The sequence below is a fragment of the Actinoplanes sp. CA-252034 genome (assembly GCF_050956125.1).
In the GTDB taxonomy this organism is placed as follows: domain Bacteria; phylum Actinomycetota; class Actinomycetes; order Mycobacteriales; family Micromonosporaceae; genus Actinoplanes.
Map to the genome: position 1 here is coordinate 9,378,000 of NZ_CP191846.1, position 20,138 is coordinate 9,398,137.

The window sequence follows — 20,138 nt, forward strand, 5'->3', positions numbered from 1 at the left end:
TGCGGGCGGCACCTACCCTGCCATCCTGCCGCGCCCCGCCACGGAGGCGCGCCGTACCCTTCGAGGGTGACACCCGAGTCCCCGGCCCGCACGGTGGCGGCCCATCAGGAACGGCTTCGTCTCCCGTGGTGGGCCTGGCCGGCCGCGCTCCTGGCCGGAGCGATCCTCGCCACCGAGCTGATGCTGGGTGTCCCCGAGGTGCCGGTGTGGTTGCCGTATGCGGTGGTGGTCCCGCTCGGCCTGCTCGTCCTGCTGCCCCTGAACCGGTTGCTCGTCGAGGTCACCCCGGACGAGTTCCGCGTCGACGACGCCCGCCTGCCTGTCGAGTTCATCTCCGCGGTGGTGGCGCTCGACGCCGCGGGCAAACGCGAGGCGCTCGGGGTCGGCTCGCATCCGCTGGCCTTCGTGGTGCAGCGGGCGTGGATCGGCCCGGCCGTGCAGGTGCTGCTCGACGACCCGGCCGACCCGACCCCGTTCTGGGTGGTCAGCACCCGCCGGCCGGTCGAGCTGGCGACCACGCTGCTGGAGGTCAGTCGCCGAGCTCGCGTCGAGCGGGCGTGACCAGTGTCGGCGGCTGCTTGCGCAGATCGGCGTGGACGCTCTCGCCGACCTGCCGGGTGGCCCGCCGGTTGAGGTAACTCGCAACGGCCGCGCCGGTTAGCATCGGCCCGAGCGTCGTCAGGTTGCGGCCGAACCGCTTCAACAACGACTTCTGCAGCTCCTTGCGGGCCGCCGTACCGAGCACCGTGGCCACCCCGACGCCGGGGACCAGCGGGTTCACCCCGCGCCGGCCGGACCACGCCTCGACCAGCTTCAGGGCTCGCTCGCCGGTAGTCCCGGTGATCGGGCGGCCATAGATCTCGTGCAGCTCGCCGATCAGCTTGATCTCGATCGCGACCACCGCCACCGTCTCGGTGGCCAGCAGCACCGGCGCGGAGAGCAGGGTCGGCGTGGCGACCCACTCGACCGCTGCGATGCCGCCCCCGGCCACGCCGACACCGGCCGTGGCCCGGGCGGCGTTGCGGATCAGGCGCTCGGCCAGCTCCGTGTCGTCCAGGCCGGGGAAGTGCCGGCGCAGTGTCTCCCGGTTCCGGACCGGGACGTGCGGCGCCAGCGTGGTGACCTGGTCGGTGACCCACTGCAGGGCCGCCTTCGGCCGGAACAGCCGTCCGGCGCCGCTCTGGCGGACCTGCCCGGCGAGCCGGCCGAGAAGTCGGCGCCGGCCACCGGGCTCCAGGTCGTCCGCGGTGAGGGCCGCGACGGTGCGGCCCACCTCCTCCGGCGCGTGGTCGGTCTCAGCAGGCACGATCTCAGCGCCGGGTTCGGTCGCGCGCTCCGGCTGGCTCATCGTCGTCCTTCCCGTGGTCGTCACCGGCACCCTGTGCCCGGTCACGCCCCAGGGTCAAACCCCCTGTCAAACCTTCGTCGAACGCCGTACGCCCGACCGCGACTGCCGCGATCGGGTGAGTTGGCGCGCTGCGCGCGAGTGCGCTCAGGCGCACTCGCGGCAGATCAGCTCCCCGTTCCGCTCCACCGCGAGCTGGCTGCGGTGGTGCACGAGGAAACAGCGGGAGCAGCGGAACTCGTCGGTCTGCATCGGCAGCACCTTGACGGTGAGCTCCTCGTCGGCGAGGTCGGCGCCGGGTAGCTCGAAGCTCTCCGCCACCTCGACCTCGTCGACGTCCACTGCGCCCGACTGCGAGTCGGCGCGGCGGGCCTTGAGCTCCTCGAGGCTGTCCTCGCCGAGGTCGACCTCATCGCGACGCGGGGCGTCGTAGTCGGTGGCCATCGGTCTTCACTCTCCTGTATCGATGTGTCACTTGGCGTTTGTAACGCCATTGGCAGGGTTTCGGTTCCCGGTTCCGCTGGAGGATTTCTGACACCCGTTCGGACCTCAGAAAACCGCCCCCGGTGGGCGCGGAACATTACCGCTGACGCGGCAGGCTTGTACGCACTCCGGCGGCACATTGTTCCCGATGTGACCGAGGCGACATCAAAGTAGGGGCCCCAGCCACTGGATCATCGTCAACGCGCCGGAAGCATTCCCTGTTTCCGCGCCCCTGGCGGACAGACGTTAACCTCTCGACAGGCCCGGGCACCTTACCCGGGTCCGTCCCCCGATCCTGGAGCCGACCCATGAGCTTTGCCCGCGTCCGAGCGCTGGTAGTCGTCGGTGTGCTCGCCGTGGCCGCGGTGGTCTTCGTCGTCGTCACCCTCTTCCGGGACACCCAGCGCGGCAGCAGCAACGGCATCGACTGCCCGGCCGGAGCGCCGCTGGCCGACATCCGGCTCCCGAACGACCCGGCCGTCGTCAAGATCAAGGTCTTCAACGGGACCAGCAAGGCCGACCTGGCCGAGCAGGTCACCAACGAGTTCGCCAACCGCCGTTTCGTCGTGGAGAAGCCGGGCAAGAGCAAGACCAAGGTCGAGGGCGTCGCCGAGATCCGGTACGGGCCGGACACCGTCGGCAAGGCGCAGCTGCTCCGGGCGTACTTCCTGGCTCAGTCGACGATGGTCTACAACGCCAAGCGCAAGGGCGACGTCATCGACATCATCATCGGCGACAAGTTCCAGGCGCTGGCCACCACCACCGAGGTGAACCAGTCGCTGGGCGCCGAGGGCGAGCCGACACTGCCCCCGGGGGCCTGCCTCAAGCCGGTCACCGAGACGACCGAGCCCGAGACCGAGTGACCCGGTCGTGGCCGGCGCCCTCACGGGCCGCCGGCCGCGTCCAGCTCGACCAGCGCGTCGTGCAGGGCCGGGAAGATCGCCGGCGGGGCGGCCACCAGCATCCGGCCACCGGCCGGCTCCCCGGACAGCCCCGCGACGATCAGGCCCGCCTCGGTCGCGATCAGCCCGCCGGCCGCGTGATCCCACAGGTTGAGACCCTTCTCGAAGTACGCGTCGAGCGAGCCCTCGGCGGTCAGGCAGAGGTCCAGGGCCGCCGCGCCGAGACGCCGGATGTCACGCACCCGGGTGATCAGCCGGGCCAGCACCGCCCCCTGATGGGCCCGTCGCCGCGCGTCGTAGCCGAACCCGGTCCCGACCAGGGTCTGATCCAGAGTGGTCCGCTCCGAGCCGCTGAGGCGCCGCCCGGCCCGCCAGGCGCCGCCGCCCCGGGTGGCCGTCCACTCGTCACCGGTGGCCGCGTTGATCACCACTCCGGCCACCACCTCGCCGTCGCGCTCGGCGGCCAGCGAGACGGCATACTGCGGCAGGCCGTAGAGGTAGTTCACGGTGCCGTCGATCGGGTCGAGGATCCACCGGACGGCGCCGGGGTCGACGTCGACCGAGTCCCCGTACTCCTCGCCGAGGACGCCGTCGCCGGGCCGCTCCGCCGCGAGCGCCTCCACCACCTGCCGTTCCACCGCCTTGTCGGCCGCGGTCACCACGTCGGTGTCGGTGCTCTTGGTCTGCACGTCGCCGATCGCCTCGTCCCGCATCCTGCGGGCCGTCACGGCCGCCTCACGGGCGATCCGCACCGCGACGGACAACAACTCGCCAGGTGTCGATACCATCGGAATCTCGCTCACGTAGGGGTCCTTTCCGCCGATACCATTCTCGCTTCAGGCGTCTCTGACGAGGTCGTCGGGCCCCGGCGGCGTGCTGCGGGCGGAGGATCTCGGTAAGCGGCGCTACAATTCACCCCTGCCCACCGCTTCACGGACACGCCACCGGCACGGTCCGTGACCCGGGGGCCCCCACAAACCGACTCCGGCGACGCTCGCCCCCGCGTGCTGCGCTGGACCGCGGCCGTGCCCAACCTCATCGCCTCCGGAAGGTCATTCGTGACAGAAGCCCACCAGAACGGTGCCGACGTTCGCTCTCTCACCGAGGCCTTGATCACCCATGCCCAGGGTGCGGGCGGGCAACTCACATCGGCCCAGGTCGCGCATACGCTCGAGTCCGCCGCGGTCAACCCGGCGCAGGCCAAGAAGATCCTGCGGGGGCTGGTGGACGCCGGCATCACCGTCGTGGTCGACGGCTCGGTCAGCACCCGTCGGCCGAAGGTCGCCGCCGCCCGCTCCACCACTCCGGCGTCCCGGGCCACCACCGCCAAGACGGCACCGGCCAAGAAGGCGGCGCCCGCGCCCAAGCAGGCCGCTCCCGCCCTCGGCGGCGACGCCACGCCCGCGCCGGCCAAGAAGGCGGCGCCGGTCCGCAAGGCCACCGCCGCCAAGGCCGCCGTGCCGGCCAAGAAAGCCGCGCCGACGAAGGGCGCCGCACCCGGCGAGGAGGGCCCCGGCGAAGAGATCGATCCCGAGGAGCTCGCCGCCGCGGTCGAGGACGTGGTGATCGAGGAGCCGGTCGCCCTCGTGGTGGCTGCCGCCACCGACGCCGCCAGCTCGGCCACCGACGGCGACTTCGAGTGGGACGACGAGGAGTCCGAGGCTCTCAAGCAGGCCCGCCGAGACGCGGAGCTGACCGCCTCGGCCGACTCGGTCCGTGCCTACCTCAAGCAGATCGGCAAGGTTCCGCTGCTCAACGCGGAGCAGGAGGTCGAGCTCGCCAAGCGGATCGAGGCCGGCCTCTACGCCGCCGAGCGGCTGCGCGCCGCCGACGAGGGCGAGGAGGCGCTCGAGCGCAACTTCGAGCGTGACCTCAAGTGGATCAACCGGGACGGCGACCGCGCCAAGAACCACCTGCTCGAGGCCAACCTCCGGCTCGTGGTCTCGCTGGCCAAGCGCTACACCGGTCGTGGCATGGCGTTCCTGGACCTGATCCAGGAGGGCAACCTCGGCCTGATCCGCGCGGTCGAGAAGTTCGACTACACCAAGGGCTACAAGTTCTCCACGTACGCCACCTGGTGGATCCGGCAGGCCATCACCCGCGCCATGGCCGACCAGGCCCGCACCATCCGCATACCGGTGCACATGGTCGAGGTCATCAACAAGCTCGGGCGCATCCAGCGCGAGCTGCTCCAGGACCTGGGCCGTGAGCCCACCCCGGAGGAGCTGGCCAAGGAGATGGACATCACGCCGGAGAAGGTGCTGGAGATCCAGCAGTATGCTCGAGAGCCGATCTCGCTGGACCAGACGATCGGCGACGAGGGCGACAGCCAGCTCGGTGACTTCATCGAGGACTCCGAGGCGGTCGTCGCCGTCGACGCGGTCTCCTTCTCGCTCCTGCAGGACCAGCTCCAGCAGGTTCTGCAGACGCTGTCGGAGCGTGAGGCGGGGGTCGTCCGGCTGCGGTTCGGTCTGACCGACGGGCAGCCGCGCACGCTTGACGAGATCGGCCAGGTCTACGGGGTGACCCGTGAGCGGATCCGGCAGATCGAGTCGAAGACCATGTCGAAGCTGCGGCACCCGTCGCGGTCTCAGGTCCTCCGGGACTACCTCGACTAGGTCCTTTGGTCAACATTCAGTGTCTGATTGGTCACCACCCGTACATCAACGGGTGGTGATCAGACCGTTGTGCAGAAGTGATCGTTGACGTGGCACCCTTGGATCACGGCACACTAGCTGGAACCACGGTGTGATCCCGGTCCCCCCGGGGCACTCTGGGAAGGCTGCAACGGTGCAGGGTGTTGCACGATGTGTGAGCAGTAGCCGAGGAACATGTTCATCGGTGACGAACAGAGGAGGAAGGCGATGACCCCGACTCTCACGCCGTCGGCAGGTAGTCTGGCCGGCCCCGCAGCCGATGAACGGTGCGACCGCTGCAATGCAGCAGGGAAGCTCCGTTTGACCCTGGCGGGTGGCAGTGAACTCGTTTTCTGTGGCCACCACGCCAACCGGTACGCCGAGGACCTGGTGAAGATCGCGGTGCAGTATGCGGCTGAGCCCGAGTTCACCTGGCGCGGCGCGGACATGATGTCGAACTCCAGCAACTAGCAGCGGTCCCCCACAACTGATACATGTGACACAAGAACGGGCGTTCCCCCTGCAGGGAACGCCCGCTCTGCGTCAGGCGGCCAGCGCCGCCTCGTCGTCGTCACACAGCCGCACCCCGTCGCCGCCGGCACGCTTGACGGCGTACATGGCCTCGTCGGCACGTCCCAGGGCCGTGCAGAGCTGGTCGGCGGGCGTCACCGCGATCCCGATGCTCAGCGTGGCGGGGCAGTCCGGCAGCGCCCGTACCGCCCGGACCATGCGGGCGGCCACATCAGTGGCGGCGGCCTCGTCACGCCCGTCGAGCAGCGCCGCGAACTCGTCACCACCCAGCCGTGCGACCAGATCGCCGGGGCCGGCCTGAGCGGTCAGCGCGGCGGCGATGGCACGCAGCGCCGCGTCACCGGCCGCATGGCCGTACGTGTCGTTGATCTGCTTGAACCCGTCCGTGTCGATCAGGAGCACGGCGATCCGACGACGGGCGGCGTCCGGGGCGGTCCGGGCGTCCTCAAGGATGTGGTCGAAGGCGCGCCGGTTGGCGATCCCGGTCAGCGCGTCCAGGTCGGCGGCGCGGGCCATCTGGTCGTGCTGGAGCCGCAGTGCCTCCAGGTCGTGCAGGCTGCGGGCGGCGTGCAGCGTGTTCAGGCGCTGGCTCCAGAGGGCGGCGGCGAGCGAGTCCCCGTAGGCGAGGGTGGCCCGGGCGTCCTGGGAGCCGAGCTGGGCCATCAGGACGGCCCGGGTGCGGTGGGTGCTGGCCACCATCAGCCAATCGGCGTCAGCCGGCAGGTCACGGACCGCCTCGGCCATCACCCGCAGGGCCTCCTCCGAGCGCCCGGAGCGGCTCAGCGCGACCGCGTGGAACGGTTTGCTGATGGTCAGCGCGTCCGGCATGAAACCCCGGGCCTCCAGCCGCGCGGCGTAGCTCGCGATGTCGGCCGCGGCACCGACCGGGTCGTGCCGGTCCGCCCGCGAGCAGGCGGCGAAGAGCAGAGCGTTCTCCCGCCAGGCCTCCGCGTCGTCTCCGGAGACCTCCTCAGCGGCCCGTAGAGCGTGCCGCTCGGCCTCGGCGGTGTGTCCCTCGGCCTCGTCCACCTGGTTGATCTGGTAGAGCTCCAGTGCCCACCGCAGGTGCAGTTCGGCCAGGTTGAGCTGCCACATGGCCCGGTTGCCGTTCTGGCGGTCGTCGGCCCGGCTCATCTCGTAGGCCATCCGGAACTGTGGGTCGGCCCGCTCGTAGAGGCGCAGCTCCCAGTAGCCGATCGCCACCGCCACCAGCGAGTTGACCGCGGCGATCGGCTCGCGCTCCTCGGCGGCCAGCGACTCGGCGGTCACCAGGTCGCGCAGCACCGAGTCGACGTCGTTCTCCGCCGGGTCCATCTGGCCGAGCCGCAGACGCTGCCAGGACCGGCTGGCCAGGGCGCAGGCCCGCCATCCGACGCTGCCCTCCCGCTCCGTCGACGGCAGCATCAGATCCGCCGCCTCGACGGCGGCCGCCGGATCGGCCTGCGCGATGAACGAGACGAGACGGACGAAATGCATGCAGGCCGGGCCGTCGACAAGGTCGCCCGTGACCGACCGGAGCACCTCTTCAGCCCGGGCCCGGGCCGCGACGGCCTCGCCGGTCTGGGCCCGCTCCAGCAGACGCGCCGCCTCGAGTGTGATCTCCCGCATGTATCCCCTCCCCGGCGCCATATCGGCCCCGGGGAGACGGATCGGAGAGAACCCGGTGGCCCTAGAAGGACTGAATCGTAGCGATTCGCTCCTCGAGCTGCTCGATGGTGGCCTGCGCGCTGGGCGGGCCGCCGCAGATCCGGCGCAACTCGGCGTGGATCTTCCCGTGCGGCAGGTTGGTCCGGTGGTGGTGGGCGGCGACCAGCGTGTTCAGCTGACGGCGCAGGCTGTTGCGGCGCTCCCCCGCGCTCATCGGCACGACCGGCTCGGGGCGGACCGTCTCGTCGGGCTTGGGCTCCTCCGCCTGACGGCGTTTCTGAGCCGCCATCTGGTCGGCCTGGCGCTTGTTCAGCAGGGTGGTCACCTGGTCCGGGGTGAGCAGGCCCGGCAGCCCCAGATAGTCGGCCTCCTCGGCCGTCCCGGTCCGTGCGCCGGTGCCGAACGACGTGCCCTCGTAGATGACCTGGTCCAGCTCGGCCGTGGCGGACAGCGCCTCGAACATCTTGTCGAGCTCGCCGAGGGCGTCCTCGGTCTTCTGCGCGCGCTCCAGGACGTCGTCGTCGAGCCCGTCCTTCTCCTTGGGCGCGCCGATCACGTGGTTGCGCTGCGCCTCCATCTCGCTGGCCAGGCCGAGCAGGTGGGGGACGCTGGGCAGGAACACGGTGGCGGTCTCGCCGGGCACCCGGGACCGCACGAACCGGCCGATCGCCTGGGCGAAGTAGAGGGGCGTGGAGGCGCTGGTGGCGTAGACGCCGACGGCCAGCCGCGGGATGTCGACACCCTCGGACACCATCCGGACCGCGACCATCCAGCGCTTCTCCGAGGCGGCGAACTCGGCGATCCGGCCCGAGGCGCCCTCGTCGTCGGAGAGGACCACGGTGGCCGGCTCGCCGGTCAGGTCGTGCAGGAGCTTCGCATACGCCCGGGCGGCCTGCTGGTCGCTCGCGATGACGAGCCCACCCGCGTCGGTCATGCCGTGCTCGCGGATCGTCGTGAGCCGGGCGTCGGCGGCCCGCATCACCTGGGGCATCCACTCGCCCCGGTGGTCCAGGGCGGTCCGCCAGGCCTGCGCGACCAGGTCCTTGGTCATCGGCTCGCCGAGGCGGGCGGCCAGCTCGTCCCCGGCGTTGGTGCGCCACCGGGTCTCGCCGGAGTACGCCATGAACAGCACGGGCCGCACGACCCGGTCCTTCAGCGCGTCGGCGTAGCCGTACACCGAATCGGCCTTCGATCGTTGAATGCCGTCCTGGCCACGCTCGTAGGACACGAACGGGATCGGGTTCTCGTCGGACCGGAACGGCGTCCCGGTGAGCAGCAGGCGCCGCTCAGCGGGCTCGAAGGCGTCCTTGACCCCGTCGCCCCAGGTCCGCGAGTCGCCGGCGTGGTGGATCTCGTCGAGGATGACGAACGTGCGGCGCGCCAGAGTGCGCCGCTTGTGCACCGCGGGCGCCATGCCGACCTGGGCGTACGTGACCACCGCGCCGTGGAAGTCGCGGGACGAGTGCACCTCGGAGTTGCGGAACCTCGGGTCCAGTTGGATGCCGACGCCGGCCGCCGCCTGCGCCCACTGCGTCTTCAGGTGCTCGGTCGGGCAGACCACGGTGACCGCGTCGCACGTGCCGTCGGCGAGCAGCTCGGCCGCGATCCGCAACGCGAACGTGGTCTTGCCGGCGCCGGGCGTCGCCACGGCCATGAAGTCCTCGGAACGGCGACGAAGGTACGTCACCATCGCCTTACGCTGCCAGTCCCGCAGCGGCGGAAAGATCTCCAGGTTCGGCACAGGCGGGCTCAAGCTGCGGTGATCCCTTCTCCAAGGAAAAACCCCCGCGAGCAGGGCGCGGAGGCGGGGTCCAGCATAGCCGTGCGATGTTGCCGGGCGGGTTCACGGCACCGCGACCGGCGCCGACCAACGGCGGTACAGCGCGATCAGCCGGACGGCGGTCATGACGACGGCCGCGATCGCCAGGGGCGCCACACCGGCCTGCCCGATCCGGTGCAGGACGGTCACCAGCACGGCGCCGCCCAGAGCGACGATCGCGTAGATGTCTCGTTGCAGCACCGCCGGGATCTCGCCGGTGAGCAGGTCGCGGGTCAGGCCTCCGCCGATCGCTGTGAGCATCCCCACCAGACAGGCGCCGACAGCGGGCACACCGGCCTCGAGGGCCTTCAGCGTGCCGGTCACGGTGAACAGCCCGAGGCCGGCGGCGTCCAGCACCAGCACGGTACGCCGCACCCGATGCAACGCCGGGTGCAGCCAGAACACCGCGATCGAGGCGCCCACCGCGGTCACCGCGTAACGCCAGTCGGCGAACGCCAGCGGGGGCACGGCGCCGATCACCAGGTCACGCAGAATGCCACCACCGAGCGCGGCCGCGAAGCCGACGAACGCGACACCGAACAGGTCGAGTCGTTTCGCGACGCCGGCCGAGGCGCCCGAGGCGGCGAACACCGCCACACCGATCAGATCCGCGACGAGCAGCGGATATCCGCCCGTCACGCCCGGATCAGGCCTTCATGGCTTCGTAGATCTCCTTGCACTGCGGGCAGACCGGCGACCCCTTCTTCGGCGTCTTGGTCACCGGAAAGGTCTCGCCGCAGAGAGCCACCACGAAGCTGCCCATGACGGCGCTCTCCGCGATCTTCTCCTTGCGCACGTAGTGGAACATCTCGGGACCGGTGTCGGCGTCCTTGGTCTCCGGACGCTCGAGAATCTGGGTGCTCACAGCTATCTGCCCTTCTGAAGTAAGCCAAGCTCCAGCCGCCAAGTCTGACACCTCACGCCTGAGCGGTCCAACGACGACGCGAGTGGTGGGAGTCGTACGGTCTACCCGTGACTGACTTCGCGATTCGATACGGCGAGCACGTGATCCGTGCCCGGCGGGACGGCCGTCCGGTGGTGGCCCTGGAGAGCACGATCATCTCCCACGGGCTCCCGCACCCCGACAACATCCGGGTGGCGGGTGAGATCGAACAGGCCGTCCGGGACAACGGGGCGGTGCCGGCGACCATCGGCATGATCGACGGCGAGGTGATCGTCGGCCTGGAGGACGCCCAGGTCGAGCGCCTGGCCTCGGCCGAGGCCGTGGCCAAGCTCTCGGTGCGGGACCTGGCGATCGCCGCGGCCCGGCGCGCCGACGGGGCGACCACGGTCGCGGCCACCAGCGCGATCGCCGCGGCCGCGGGCATCGGCGTGTTCGCCACCGGCGGGCTGGGCGGCGTGCACCGGGAGGCGAACGTCACTTATGACGAGTCGGCCGACCTGACCGCGCTGGCCCGTACGCCGATCGTCGTGGTCTGCGCCGGGGTCAAGTCGATCCTGGACGTCGGCGCCACCCTGGAGCGGCTGGAGACCCTCGGTGTCTCGGTGGCCGGGTACCGTACGCGCCGCTTCCCCGGCTTCTTCATCACCGACGGCGGCTTCGACCTGGACTGGCAGCTCGACTCGCCGGAGCAGGTGGCCGACTTCATCAAGGCCCGCGCCGACCAGGGGGTCGCCGACGGCGCGCTCGTGCTGGCCAACCCGCTGCCGGCCGACGAGCAGCTGGAGCCGGCCCTGCACGACCGGACCCTGGCGACCGGGCTGAGCCTGCTCGCCGAGCAGAACATCACCGGCAAGGCGGTCACCCCGTTCCTGCTGGGCCACTTCCACTCCAGCACCGAGGGCCGGAGCCTGGCGGTCAACATCCGGATCATCCTGCGCAACGCCGCGCTGGCCGCGAAGATCGCGGTCGCCGCCACCGACGGCTCGACGGCGCCGGTCGGTTTCGCCGTGCCGGCATGATCCTCGTCGTCGGCGACCTGGTCACCGACGTCCTGGTCGAGCACGACGGGGAGATCCGGACCGGCTCGGACACGGACGCGGCGATCCGGGTCGCCGGTGGCGGCCAGGCTGCGAACACCGCGGCCTGGCTGGCCTCGGCGGGCCATGAGGTGACGCTGGTCGCGGCGGTCGGCGACGATCAGGCCGGCCGCGACCGGGTGGCCGAGCTCGGCGCGGCCGGGGTGCGGTGCGCGGTGCAGGTGCTTCCGGGCGTCGCCACCGGCAGTGTGGTGGTGCTCACCGGGGCGGCCGAGCGCACCATGATCACCGACCGGGGCGCGTCACTGCGCCTCACCCCGGATCATGTCGCCGCCACGATCGGCGCCGCCCCGCCCGGCAGCCACCTGCACCTCTCCGGCTATCCGCTGCTGCACGCCGGCTCCCGCCCGGCCGGACTGGCGGCCCTCACGGCCGCTGCGCGGCGAGAGATCACGGTGAGCGTCGACGCGGCGTCGGCGGCACCCTTGCGCGATGCCGGGGCTGGGGAGTTCCTCGCCTGGGTACGGGGTACCGACCTGCTCCTGTGCAACGCGGACGAGGCCGACGTGCTCGCCGGTCCGGGCAGCGCGGCCGAACAGGCGGGGCGGCTGACAGCCCACGTGCGCAACGCCGTGGTCAAGAAGGGCGCGGCCGGGGCGGTGTGGGCCGGGCCGGACGGGGTGTGGCCGGTGGCCGCCGACCCGGTCCCGGTGAAGGACCCGACCGGCGCGGGCGACGCGTTCGCGGCCGGACTGCTCGCGGCGTGGTGCGCGGGTGAGGCCCCGTCAGCCGCTCTGCGGGCCGGCGCCGCCCTGGGCGCGCTGGCCGTCTCCCGGATCGGAGCCCGCCCCGCCCCACCTCCGGCCGGCAGGCCGTAGCCAGCCGGGTCAGGCGGCCCTCACATCGGTCTGAGCGACGGCCGGTCGATGCTCGGGGCGGTCACGGGGTGGAGGCCTCTTGCGTGAGGTGGGGGCGCCTGGGCCGTACCGCCGCATGGGTTTGATCTTGGGGATTTCAGTCGGGGTTGCGGCGGGGCTCGTCGACGATCTCGGCGTCGATGGTGATGTGGTCCGGCTCGGGGGCCGGCTGTTCGAGAGCCCGGCGCACGTCCTCACGGGCCGCCGCGTCGGCCGCCCGCTCCTCCTTGGTCTTGGGAGGCCGGTCGTTCGCGATCAGCACGGCCATCCAGGGCAGCAGGACCATGCCGAGGGCGCAGAGGGAGAGCCAGAGCGGCAGGAGAGGCACCCGGGCGCTGATCAGGATCCCGCCGAGGACCAGGCACAGTGCCCGCACGCTCATCATCGTGACGTAGCGGATCTGGCGGCTGCGGAGCTGATCATCCTGGCTGCGAGCGGCGTCGGTGATCAACACCGGACGCTCCGGCTGCTTCTTCACGCGAGGTCTCCGATCGACCTCGCCATCCTCCCACCGGACAGCCCGTCCCGCCCACCGGCCCGGGTCTCAGGCCTCTTTCGCAGCCTTCGCCTCGGCCTTAACCTGCTTCTTGTAGGCGCGAACCCGCGCCAGCGACGCGTCGTCGACGATGTCGGCCACCGACCTGTAGGAGCCCTCCTCGCCGTAGCCGCCGGCCGCCTCGCGCCAGCCCTCCGGCCGGACGTCGTAGAGCTTGCCGAGCAGCGCCACGAAGATCTGCGCCTTCTGCTTGCCGAAGCCGGGCAACGCGAAGATCCGCTTGTAGAGCTCGGCACCGTCCGTCACGCCGCGCCAGAGGCCGGCGGCCTCCCCCTCATACTCCTCGGCGAGGACGCGGCAGACCTCTTGGACCCGAGCCGCCATCGCCTTCGGGAAACGGTGCAGGGCGGGCGGCTCGGAGAAGATCGCGACCAGCGCCTCCGGATCGAAGTCGGCCAGCTCGGCGGCGGTGGGCTCGTGCCCCAGCCGCTGCGCCAGCACCCACGGCGACGTGAACGCCTTCTCCAGGGTGATCTGCTGGTCCAGCACGATCCCGAGGGTCACCGCGAGCGGGTCGCGGTTGAGGAGGTCGTTGGCTTCGGCCGGCACCGGTAGGGAGAACGTCACAGCTCCATGATGGCAGGCTCGGCCTGTGCCTCGATCCGGCGGACGGCCTCGTCGGCGAGGTCCTGAAGGTCGCGCAACTGCCCGGCGTCGAAGTTGCGGGGCCGCACGTCCAGCCCGCACAGGCCGCCGACCACATCGCCGCCGCTGGTGATCAGCGGCGCCCCGATGTACGAGCGGACGCCCTCGACCGTGACCAGCGGATTATCGCGGTACGCCGGATCCAGGGCGAAGTCGCCGACGAACCAGGGCGTACGGGACCGGAGCATCGGCAGGCAGAACGCCCACTCGATCGGGGTGCCACCGGCCTCGCCGATCCACTCCGGGATCGGGCCGCAGCCGGCGAGGAAGACCTGCGCGCCGTCGAGCAGCACGCTGATGACGGCGAACGGGGTGTCCAGCCGCCCGCTGACCGACTCCACGATCTCGGTGAGAAAGGGGCGTTCCTGCAGCCGGTCGACGCCGACCTGGGCCAGGGCGAGCAGCCGCCGCCGGTCATGCAGCTCCGGGTACGTGTCCAGAATCATACTTGAGCCGTCCTCGCCAGGGCTTCGTACGTGATGATCCGGACCTTGAGCGAGCGGCCGGCCACCCGGCTCAGCCCTCCCACCTCCATTACGTGCTCGGCCACCCTCCGCAGTTCAGCCGTAGTCTTGACAGGGCGGCGAAGGCCGACTGCCTGGACCGACAGGGCCCATAGCCCTTCGGCCATCTGCGGTCCGATCAGATCCGCCAGGGCCTTCACGGCTTCCTGCTCGGTCGGCGATTCCTGGCCGTAATCTTCGACACGGGCCATATCGGGCACCCTCTCGCTGGCGTTTCCGGTTGGTCTAGAACAGTTCGATGAGCGGCTCGGTATCGTCCTGGGCCGCACCGCCCGTCTGCTGGGAGTGCGTGGCTCGTTGCCGGGACATCACGTGTTTCCGCCGCAGTTCATCAACGTTGATGACGCGCGCCAGGAGATCCTCTTCGCCGACCGCGCCGCGCGCGTAGGCGACCACGTCCTCGGACTGGCGGCAGATGTCGGCGACCGCTTCACCGACGTGTTCCAGCATCTGCCGGCTGATGTCCTGAAACTGCACATAGCCGACGGCATCGGTGGTCTCGGCGACGAGCACGGCCGAGCTGCGCTCCACCTGTCCCGCAGCATCCACCGTGTCCTTGAGAATGCCGGCCACCACCTCCGATATCTCCCGCTGCGCGTGGGCGATACCACTGAGCCGACGGGTCATCGCGGTCTCCTCGGGCGCCACCGAGACCTGCTCCTCGCGGTCGAACTGGCTGTCGTCGGAAAGGACGCTGTCGAGCTTGGCGGTCAGGTCGCCGATGCTGTTGCCGATCCCGTGCGCGGCCTCCGCAGACCGGCGAGCCAGTTTGCGGACCTCGTCGGCGACGACAGAGAAGCCCTCGCCCGCCTCGCCGGCCCGAACAGACTCGATCATCGCGTTCAGGGCCAGGATGTTGGTCGCCCGGGAGACCTCCTCGATCTCCTTGACGTGCTGGTTCAGCTCGCGCATCTGATCGACCAGGGCCCGGATCTGGTAGTCCCGGTGCAGGAAGTAGGAAATCAGACGGCCGACGAGCCGGTCGTTGCTCTCACTGACCTGGCTCAGCTGGGTCCCGGTGTGGCTGAGGAGGCCGGCGAGCTGAGAAACGTCACCGGCCATCACCTCCGCCAGAGAGTCGACCTTGACCAGCTGCTGGACGATCGCGGTGGCGGCCTCACCGGTCTGGTCGATGACGTCACGCACGTGCCCGTCGACCACACCGCAGTAGGACGGGACCGCTTCTAGGGCTGCTACCAACACATCCGGGCGCGGGAGGTGCTCCTCCGGCATGGCCGAGGGCTGTGTGAATCTGCGGAGAAGGCCGGGCAATGCGATACCTCCGTTACACCAGTCGGTAGGGTTCAGGCCCCGGGCAGAACCTGCTTGATCACACCGATCAACTGGTCCGGGCTGACCGGCTTGACCAGCCATCCGGTTGCCCCGGCGTTCTTCGCCTCGGTGCGCTTGCTCTGCTCAGACTCGGTGGTCAACATGAGGATCGGGGTGAAGCGCATGCCCGGAGCCTTACGGGCCTCGCGGGCGAAGGTGATTCCGTCCATCTGCGGCATGTTGACGTCGCTGATGATCAGGTTCGGCTTGACACCCTTACCCAGCTTGTCCAGGGCCTCCTTGCCGTGACCCGCGGTCTCCACCGCGAATCCGGCCTTGCTGAGGATCGACTTGAGGCTCATGAGCATGGTGGCGGAGTCATCGACGAGCATCACGGTCATCATGGGGTTCTCTTCCCTGTCGGCTGGCGAGACCGCTGCTCGTGGTGAGCAGCGGCAGCACCTGGGCCGCCAGGAAGGCGTCGTTCGGTGCCGAGCTAATCTTCGGCTTGAAAAGCAGCAGGGCCTGGAGTGCGCCGGTGTGTAGATGGTTGCAACGTCGCAGGGCGACCTTCGGCCGCTTGACGGATCGCAGCCACCCGACCAGCTGCTCGACCTCGTCGACGGTGACGACGCCGACCAGGTTGGCGGTCTCCTCATGCAACTCGAGCGGCAAGACCGAGCACCTCCCTCATGTTGAGCACCAGCAGGACAAGACCATCGCCGAGCAGGGCGGTGCCGGAGAATTCGGCGGCGTAGGCGAGCAGACCCTCCATCGGCTTGAGAATCACGTCGACCTCACGGTGGAACTGCTCGACGAGCAGGCCGATCCGCTGACCGTTCGCGTTCACCACCAGGATCGCCCGGTCCGCGTCCTCTCCGAGCGCCCATGGCAGGTCCAGGGCACGGGCCAGGTCGATCACCGGGACCACCTCGCCGCGCATCATCACGACCTCCTGGTGGAGGACACGGCTCATCTCGCCGGCCGGGACACGCACCGTCTCGACAACCATGTCGACCGGGATGCCGAACCGCTGACCGGCGACGCTGACCACCATCACCTGGGTGACGGCCATCGACAGCGGCAGCCGCAGGCGGGTGGACGTGCCCAGACCCGGCTCCGATCGCATGGTCACGGCGCCGCCGAGCTTCTCCACACTGGCTCGGACGGCGTCCATGCCGACTCCCCGTCCGGATAGGTCGGAAACCTGGTCGGCGGTCGAGAAGCCGGGACGGAACAGCAGGTCGATCGCCTCGCTGTCGCTCAGCGACTCCAGCTCCTCCTCCGAGATCAGACCTTTCTCGTACGCCTTGCGCCGCACCCGGTCCGGGTCGACACCACGCCCGTCGTCCGACACCTCGACGATCACCGCGTCCCCGTCGGCGACCGCCGAGATGGTGAGCCGTGCGGCCGCCGCTTTGCCGGCGGCGATCCGCTCACCAGACGGTTCGATCCCGTGATCAAGGCTGTTGCGCACCAGGTGGACCAGCGGGTCGCCGAGCGCCTCGATGACGTCCTTGTCGGCCATCGTGTCCTCGCCCTCGGTGACCAACTCGATGGTCTTGCCGAGCCGCCGGCTCAGGTCTCGAACCAGCCGCGGGAACCGGCCGAACGCCACCGAGAGCGGGAGCATCCGGACGTCCATCACGGCTGCCTGCAGTTCCTCGGCGATCCGGTGCATGCCGGCGTACTGATCCTTGATGCGGCGGCTGAGCACCCGGCTGCCGAACTCCTCCTCTGCCGCATCGGCCAGGAAGGTGAGCCCGTTCTTCGCCACGTTCAGCTCACCGACCAGCTCCATCAGCCGATCCACCTTCTCCTGGTCGACCTTGAGGATCCGGGTGCCTACCTGGCCGCCGGGGTCGTCGGCCCGCCCGCCCGTCTCCGCCGGGACCACCGACGGAGCGGGCGGCGGGACCGCGGCCGAGGTGGTTTCCACCATCACCGGAGCCGCTACGGCCAGCAGGCGGTCGATCTCCGCGATCAGCTCGGCCGGGCCGACGGCGGCCGGATCCACCGGTACGCCGAGCGCACGTGCCGCCGAGCCGACCGCGTACACCACGGACCGGAGCCGCGTGCCCTCGGTCGTTCCGCCGTCCATCGTCAGCAAACGGTGCGCCGCATGCAGGACAGCACGGGCATCGGCATCGAGGCCGGAGTCGATCACGGGGGTGACGACAGCGGTGACCGCCTCCTCCACCCGCATCGGTGGTTCACCGCTGAGGTGCCGGGTGATCGCGTCGGAGTCCAGCTCCACGATCTGGACCTGGTCGGGCACGTAGCGGAAGAGGTAGTCGAGCTCGCCGGCGCCGGCCCGGGTGGCCAGGACGAAGGAGAGCAGGCAGACGTACTCGTCGTAGTCGTCCGTTTCGGGCCACGCCTCAGGCTGGACGACGCCGATCCGGTCCAGGGCGGGCACCTGGCGGACCAGGTGCAACGGGTCCTCGGCCCGGAAGAAGCAGTCGGCGTCCGGCACGTACCGGACGAAACGCAGGGTCGACGACGTGGTGGCCAGCCATGTCGCGGTCTCGGTCAGCCACTCGGCGTCGAACCAGGCCAGCCACTCGGGTGCCGGGCCGATGACCGGTGCCGGGCCGGCGGCGGCATGGGTGGGGGCCACCGGCTCACCGCCGAGCGGAGCGCGCAGCCGGGTGATCGGGCCGGCGGCGTCGTTGCCGGCGCTAGCCGGGAGACGCTCGTGCAGGGTGACGTGGGCCAGCCAGCCGCGGATCAGGTCGAAGGAGGCCAGCAGGTCGTCGGTCATGCCGGAGTCGAGGGCGACGCGACCGGCGCGTACCGCGTCCAGCAGGTCCTCGGCCGCGTGTGTGAGCCGGGTCAGCTCAGGGAAGTCGAACAGACCAGACGACCCCTTGAAGGTGTGCGCGGCCCGGAACACCTCGTTGACCAGGTCCGGGTCGCCGGGTGCACGCTCCAGTTGGAGCAACCCCTCGTCTACCTGGGCTAGCAGGTCGTTCGCCTCCGCAAGGAACTGTGCGAGCAATGGGTTCATTCCGGCACGTCCTTCTCCACGGCCCTGGCGTTCCCGGCGGTCAGCATGGTCGCGACGCGGACCAGGCGGTCCCTGGCCACCGGCTTGACCAGGTAGAGGTTCGCCCCGGCCTGATACGCCCGGTCGGCGTCGCCGGGCCGGTCCTCGGTGCTGATCATCACGACCGGGGCGACGCTGCCGACGGTCTCCGACCGCAGCGCCTCCACACAGGCGTAGCCGTTCATCCTCGGCATGTTGACGTCGACCACGAAAAGGTCGTACTCGGTCCCGAGGGCCACCTCGACGGCCTCCAGGCCGTTCGCTGCCTCGTTCACCTCGAACCCGGCGTCGCTGAGCAGGCTGGTGTGGTAAAGCCGCACCGTTGCGGCGTCGTCGACCACGAGCACCCGGGCTCCGGTCGCGGCTTCCGAGGTCATCACTTCGCTCCGGTCGGTCGCTGGTAGACGATGCCGTCCGGGAGGCGGGCCGGAGTGAAGATCGGCGAGATCCGGCTCATCGACTCGGAGTGGCCGAGGAATAGGTAGCCGCCGGGGCGGAGGGCGCCGTACAGGTTCTCCGCCGCCCGGCGGCTGGACAACTCGTCGAAGTAGATCAGAACGTTGCGGCAGAAGATCACATCGAAGTCGCGGAACGACCGCATCGCCGCCGTGTCGCAGATGTTCACCCGGTGCAGCGTCACGGCGTTGCGAATATCCTCGGCGACTTGGATGTAGCCGGGCGCGACCTCGCTGAAGTACTTTCGTATCCAGGCCTTGGGCACCCGCTGCACGGACCGCTCGCCGTAAGTGGCGTGGGCCGCCTTGGCAAGCACGGCGCTGTCGATATCGGCGGCGTGGATCTCCACGTCCACGTGGTCGATCTGGTCCCACTCCTCCAGCAGGCGAAGCGCTATCGAGTACGGCTCCTCGCCGGTCGAGCAGGGCAGCGAGAGGATCTTCAGCGGCCCGACGATGCGCCGCACCCCGCCACGGGCCGCCAGCACGTTCGGTAGCACCGTGGACAACATGGAGTCGAACTGGTAGTCCTCGCGCAGGAAGTAGGTCTCGTTGACGGTGAGCTGGTTGATCAGGTCCTGCAGCATCTCCGGCCGGTCCGGCACCCGCAGCTCGGCGAACCAGCTCGCGAACCTGTCGTGCCGGGAGTTACGGATGCAGGCGTCGATCCGTTTGTCGACGAAGTACCGCTTCGACGTCGTGAATTGAATGCCGGTGCGGTTGTAGAAGTACTCGCGAAACCGCTCGAATTCCGTGTCGGAGAGTCCGGCGGCGGGCGTGCTCATCATGCTGGTGTCCCAGCCAGCCGGGGCAGCGCCGACTGAACGGTGAAACGCAGGAACGGATCGTCCGGGAAACGCCGTACGGCCGCCTCCAGCAACGCCACGTCCTCCAGGGTTGCGGCTGGCAGCAGAACGTCGATCGCCGCGGTCACCACGTTCGGGTGCGGGTCCTCGGAGATCATCCGGACCAGCCAGGTGCGCACCTCCGGGTGCGGCAGGGCGGCCAGCACCATCGCCGTCATCACCCGGACATCGTGGTCGGGTGCGGCGATCAGGGCCGGCATCAGGGCCGGGACCGACCGGGGCATGGTGGCCAGCGCCGCCGCGGCGGCCGTCCGCCGCCAGGCGTCGTCGCTGGCGAGATGAACCGCGATACTGCCCGCCACCTCGGCGGTGTCATGCGCGGCGAGGGTGATGAGGATCGACTCCAGGACCCTCGGGTCCTTCTCCACACCGGCCCGGACGAGCAGTTCCGGCACCGCCTCGGTGACGCCGACCAGCCCCAGCGCCGCCTCCCGCCGACATTCCACGTCCGGGTCGCCCAGAAGACCCAGGAGCGCATCGGGCGTGGGCTCCTCCGGCAGCACCTCCTCGAGCCGCTGCCGGGCGTGCTTGCGGACGAGTCCCATCGTGC

Annotated in this window: 24 protein-coding genes; 6 read left to right on the plus strand and 18 right to left on the minus strand. The window is 70.3% G+C overall.

Annotation, left to right across the window (positions count from 1 at the left end; translation table 11 throughout):
- Positions 1–66 precede the first annotated feature (66 nt).
- Positions 67–561, plus strand: a complete 495-nt coding sequence (locus ACQPZW_RS42295) for a DUF3093 domain-containing protein (protein ID WP_433791653.1) — start codon at positions 67–69, stop codon at positions 559–561.
- On the opposite strand, the gene ACQPZW_RS42300 is transcribed toward ACQPZW_RS42295, so the two are convergent.
- Together ACQPZW_RS42300 and ACQPZW_RS42305 are read right to left on the minus strand one after the other, a co-directional pair.
- Positions 530–1,348 carry a hypothetical protein gene (locus tag ACQPZW_RS42300; protein ID WP_433791654.1) on the minus strand — a complete coding sequence of 273 codons (819 nt, stop codon included), beginning with the start codon at positions 1,346–1,348 and terminating at the stop codon, positions 530–532. The two genes, ACQPZW_RS42295 and ACQPZW_RS42300, sit on opposite strands and share 32 nt — an antisense overlap.
- Positions 1,349–1,492: 144 nt before the next feature.
- On the minus strand, positions 1,493–1,789 hold the full coding sequence (locus ACQPZW_RS42305; protein WP_045743100.1) for a DUF4193 domain-containing protein: 297 nt from the start codon (positions 1,787–1,789) through the stop codon (positions 1,493–1,495).
- A gap of 347 nt (positions 1,790–2,136) precedes the next feature.
- Here ACQPZW_RS42305 and ACQPZW_RS42310 point away from each other — a divergent pair, with 347 nt between their 5' ends.
- Positions 2,137–2,691, plus strand: coding sequence for a LytR C-terminal domain-containing protein (locus ACQPZW_RS42310; protein ID WP_433791655.1), 555 nt, complete (start codon positions 2,137–2,139; stop codon positions 2,689–2,691).
- A gap of 20 nt (positions 2,692–2,711) precedes the next feature.
- On the opposite strand, the gene ACQPZW_RS42315 is transcribed toward ACQPZW_RS42310, so the two are convergent.
- Positions 2,712–3,518, minus strand: a complete 807-nt coding sequence (locus ACQPZW_RS42315) for an inositol monophosphatase family protein (RefSeq protein ID WP_433791656.1) — start codon at positions 3,516–3,518, stop codon at positions 2,712–2,714.
- A 270-nt stretch (positions 3,519–3,788) separates the two neighbouring features.
- Here ACQPZW_RS42315 and ACQPZW_RS42320 point away from each other — a divergent pair, with 270 nt between their 5' ends.
- Both ACQPZW_RS42320 and ACQPZW_RS42325 read left to right on the plus strand, forming a co-directional pair.
- A complete protein-coding gene (locus tag ACQPZW_RS42320) occupies positions 3,789–5,348 on the plus strand; it encodes an RNA polymerase sigma factor (RefSeq protein ID WP_433791657.1) in 1,560 nt (519 codons plus the stop codon).
- A gap of 246 nt (positions 5,349–5,594) precedes the next feature.
- Positions 5,595–5,837 carry a DUF7455 domain-containing protein gene (locus ACQPZW_RS42325; RefSeq protein ID WP_317797349.1) on the plus strand — a complete coding sequence of 81 codons (243 nt, stop codon included), beginning with the start codon at positions 5,595–5,597 and terminating at the stop codon, positions 5,835–5,837.
- A 72-nt stretch (positions 5,838–5,909) separates the two neighbouring features.
- On the opposite strand, the gene ACQPZW_RS42330 is transcribed toward ACQPZW_RS42325, so the two are convergent.
- The 4 genes from ACQPZW_RS42330 to ACQPZW_RS42345 all read right to left on the minus strand — a co-directional run bounded on the left by ACQPZW_RS42330 (position 5,910) and on the right by ACQPZW_RS42345 (position 10,234).
- A complete protein-coding gene (locus tag ACQPZW_RS42330) occupies positions 5,910–7,505 on the minus strand; it encodes a diguanylate cyclase domain-containing protein (protein WP_433791658.1) in 1,596 nt (531 codons plus the stop codon).
- Between the two features lie 61 nt (positions 7,506–7,566).
- Positions 7,567–9,234, minus strand: a complete 1,668-nt coding sequence (locus ACQPZW_RS42335; protein WP_433797783.1) for a DEAD/DEAH box helicase — start codon at positions 9,232–9,234, stop codon at positions 7,567–7,569.
- Between the two features lie 153 nt (positions 9,235–9,387).
- Entirely contained in the window at positions 9,388–10,002 is a 615-nt protein-coding gene (locus ACQPZW_RS42340; RefSeq protein ID WP_433791659.1) for a trimeric intracellular cation channel family protein, read from the minus strand.
- A gap of 7 nt (positions 10,003–10,009) precedes the next feature.
- Positions 10,010–10,234, minus strand: a complete 225-nt coding sequence (locus ACQPZW_RS42345; RefSeq protein ID WP_433797785.1) for a DUF3039 domain-containing protein — start codon at positions 10,232–10,234, stop codon at positions 10,010–10,012.
- A 101-nt stretch (positions 10,235–10,335) separates the two neighbouring features.
- On the opposite strand from ACQPZW_RS42345, the gene ACQPZW_RS42350 reads away from it, so the two are divergent.
- Together ACQPZW_RS42350 and ACQPZW_RS42355 are read left to right on the plus strand one after the other, a co-directional pair.
- Entirely contained in the window at positions 10,336–11,286 is a 951-nt protein-coding gene (locus ACQPZW_RS42350; RefSeq protein ID WP_433791660.1) for a pseudouridine-5'-phosphate glycosidase, read from the plus strand.
- Positions 11,283–12,182 (plus strand): carbohydrate kinase family protein, encoded by a 900-nt coding sequence (locus tag ACQPZW_RS42355; RefSeq protein ID WP_433791661.1) that lies wholly within the window; start codon positions 11,283–11,285, stop codon positions 12,180–12,182. Before ACQPZW_RS42350 ends, ACQPZW_RS42355 begins: the two co-directional genes overlap by 4 nt.
- 136 nt (positions 12,183–12,318) lie before the next feature.
- On the opposite strand, the gene ACQPZW_RS42360 is transcribed toward ACQPZW_RS42355, so the two are convergent.
- The 11 genes from ACQPZW_RS42360 to ACQPZW_RS42410 all read right to left on the minus strand — a co-directional run bounded on the left by ACQPZW_RS42360 (position 12,319) and on the right by ACQPZW_RS42410 (position 20,133).
- The gene (locus ACQPZW_RS42360; protein ID WP_433791662.1) at positions 12,319–12,699 is read right to left on the minus strand and encodes a DUF3099 domain-containing protein; all 381 of its coding nucleotides are present in this window, start codon (positions 12,697–12,699) and stop codon (positions 12,319–12,321) included.
- A 66-nt stretch (positions 12,700–12,765) separates the two neighbouring features.
- Positions 12,766–13,344 (minus strand): HhH-GPD-type base excision DNA repair protein, encoded by a 579-nt coding sequence (locus ACQPZW_RS42365; RefSeq protein WP_433791663.1) that lies wholly within the window; start codon positions 13,342–13,344, stop codon positions 12,766–12,768.
- Entirely contained in the window at positions 13,341–13,868 is a 528-nt protein-coding gene (locus tag ACQPZW_RS42370; RefSeq protein WP_433791664.1) for a GAF domain-containing protein, read from the minus strand. The genes ACQPZW_RS42365 and ACQPZW_RS42370 overlap by 4 nt, the downstream gene beginning before the upstream one ends.
- Positions 13,865–14,137, minus strand: a complete 273-nt coding sequence (locus ACQPZW_RS42375) for a hypothetical protein (RefSeq protein WP_433791665.1) — start codon at positions 14,135–14,137, stop codon at positions 13,865–13,867. The genes ACQPZW_RS42370 and ACQPZW_RS42375 overlap by 4 nt, the downstream gene beginning before the upstream one ends.
- A 34-nt stretch (positions 14,138–14,171) precedes the next feature.
- Complete coding sequence (locus ACQPZW_RS42380; protein WP_433791666.1) at positions 14,172–15,008, minus strand: methyl-accepting chemotaxis protein; 837 nt, start codon at positions 15,006–15,008, stop codon at positions 14,172–14,174.
- Between the two features lie 242 nt (positions 15,009–15,250).
- On the minus strand, positions 15,251–15,610 hold the full coding sequence (locus tag ACQPZW_RS42385) for a response regulator (RefSeq protein WP_433791667.1): 360 nt from the start codon (positions 15,608–15,610) through the stop codon (positions 15,251–15,253).
- A complete protein-coding gene (locus ACQPZW_RS42390; RefSeq protein WP_433791668.1) occupies positions 15,597–15,893 on the minus strand; it encodes a hypothetical protein in 297 nt (98 codons plus the stop codon). The genes ACQPZW_RS42385 and ACQPZW_RS42390 overlap by 14 nt, the downstream gene beginning before the upstream one ends.
- A complete protein-coding gene (locus tag ACQPZW_RS42395; protein WP_433791669.1) occupies positions 15,874–18,228 on the minus strand; it encodes a chemotaxis protein CheW in 2,355 nt (784 codons plus the stop codon). Before ACQPZW_RS42395 ends, ACQPZW_RS42390 begins: the two co-directional genes overlap by 20 nt.
- A complete protein-coding gene (locus ACQPZW_RS42400; protein WP_433791670.1) occupies positions 18,225–18,644 on the minus strand; it encodes a response regulator in 420 nt (139 codons plus the stop codon). The genes ACQPZW_RS42395 and ACQPZW_RS42400 overlap by 4 nt, the downstream gene beginning before the upstream one ends.
- The gene (locus ACQPZW_RS42405) at positions 18,644–19,510 is read right to left on the minus strand and encodes a CheR family methyltransferase (RefSeq protein ID WP_433791671.1); all 867 of its coding nucleotides are present in this window, start codon (positions 19,508–19,510) and stop codon (positions 18,644–18,646) included. The genes ACQPZW_RS42400 and ACQPZW_RS42405 overlap by 1 nt, the downstream gene beginning before the upstream one ends.
- Positions 19,507–20,133 carry a HEAT repeat domain-containing protein gene (locus ACQPZW_RS42410; protein WP_433791672.1) on the minus strand — a complete coding sequence of 209 codons (627 nt, stop codon included), beginning with the start codon at positions 20,131–20,133 and terminating at the stop codon, positions 19,507–19,509. The genes ACQPZW_RS42405 and ACQPZW_RS42410 overlap by 4 nt, the downstream gene beginning before the upstream one ends.
- Positions 20,134–20,138 lie beyond the last annotated feature (5 nt).

What these genes read in the sequence shown, in the direction of transcription:
- ACQPZW_RS42300 (WP_433791654.1), bottom strand. Translation starts at nt 1,348, where the DNA reads ATGAGCCAGCCGGAGCGCGCGACCGAACCCGGCGCTGAGATCGTGCCT.
- ACQPZW_RS42305 (WP_045743100.1), bottom strand. Translation starts at nt 1,789, where the DNA reads ATGGCCACCGACTACGACGCCCCGCGTCGCGATGAGGTCGACCTCGGC.
- ACQPZW_RS42310 (WP_433791655.1), top strand. Translation starts at nt 2,137, where the DNA reads ATGAGCTTTGCCCGCGTCCGAGCGCTGGTAGTCGTCGGTGTGCTCGCC.
- ACQPZW_RS42315 (WP_433791656.1), bottom strand. Translation starts at nt 3,518, where the DNA reads ATGGTATCGACACCTGGCGAGTTGTTGTCCGTCGCGGTGCGGATCGCC.
- ACQPZW_RS42325 (WP_317797349.1), top strand. Translation starts at nt 5,595, where the DNA reads ATGACCCCGACTCTCACGCCGTCGGCAGGTAGTCTGGCCGGCCCCGCA.
- ACQPZW_RS42330 (WP_433791658.1), bottom strand. Translation starts at nt 7,505, where the DNA reads ATGCGGGAGATCACACTCGAGGCGGCGCGTCTGCTGGAGCGGGCCCAG.
- ACQPZW_RS42335 (WP_433797783.1), bottom strand. Translation starts at nt 9,234, where the DNA reads ATGGTGACGTACCTTCGTCGCCGTTCCGAGGACTTCATGGCCGTGGCG.
- ACQPZW_RS42355 (WP_433791661.1), top strand. Translation starts at nt 11,283, where the DNA reads ATGATCCTCGTCGTCGGCGACCTGGTCACCGACGTCCTGGTCGAGCAC.
- ACQPZW_RS42370 (WP_433791664.1), bottom strand. Translation starts at nt 13,868, where the DNA reads ATGATTCTGGACACGTACCCGGAGCTGCATGACCGGCGGCGGCTGCTC.
- ACQPZW_RS42375 (WP_433791665.1), bottom strand. Translation starts at nt 14,137, where the DNA reads ATGGCCCGTGTCGAAGATTACGGCCAGGAATCGCCGACCGAGCAGGAA.
- ACQPZW_RS42380 (WP_433791666.1), bottom strand. Translation starts at nt 15,008, where the DNA reads ATGGCCGGTGACGTTTCTCAGCTCGCCGGCCTCCTCAGCCACACCGGG.
- ACQPZW_RS42385 (WP_433791667.1), bottom strand. Translation starts at nt 15,610, where the DNA reads ATGCTCGTCGATGACTCCGCCACCATGCTCATGAGCCTCAAGTCGATC.
- ACQPZW_RS42395 (WP_433791669.1), bottom strand. Translation starts at nt 18,228, where the DNA reads ATGAACCCATTGCTCGCACAGTTCCTTGCGGAGGCGAACGACCTGCTA.
- ACQPZW_RS42400 (WP_433791670.1), bottom strand. Translation starts at nt 18,644, where the DNA reads ATGACCTCGGAAGCCGCGACCGGAGCCCGGGTGCTCGTGGTCGACGAC.
- ACQPZW_RS42405 (WP_433791671.1), bottom strand. Translation starts at nt 19,510, where the DNA reads ATGATGAGCACGCCCGCCGCCGGACTCTCCGACACGGAATTCGAGCGG.
- ACQPZW_RS42410 (WP_433791672.1), bottom strand. Translation starts at nt 20,133, where the DNA reads ATGGGACTCGTCCGCAAGCACGCCCGGCAGCGGCTCGAGGAGGTGCTG.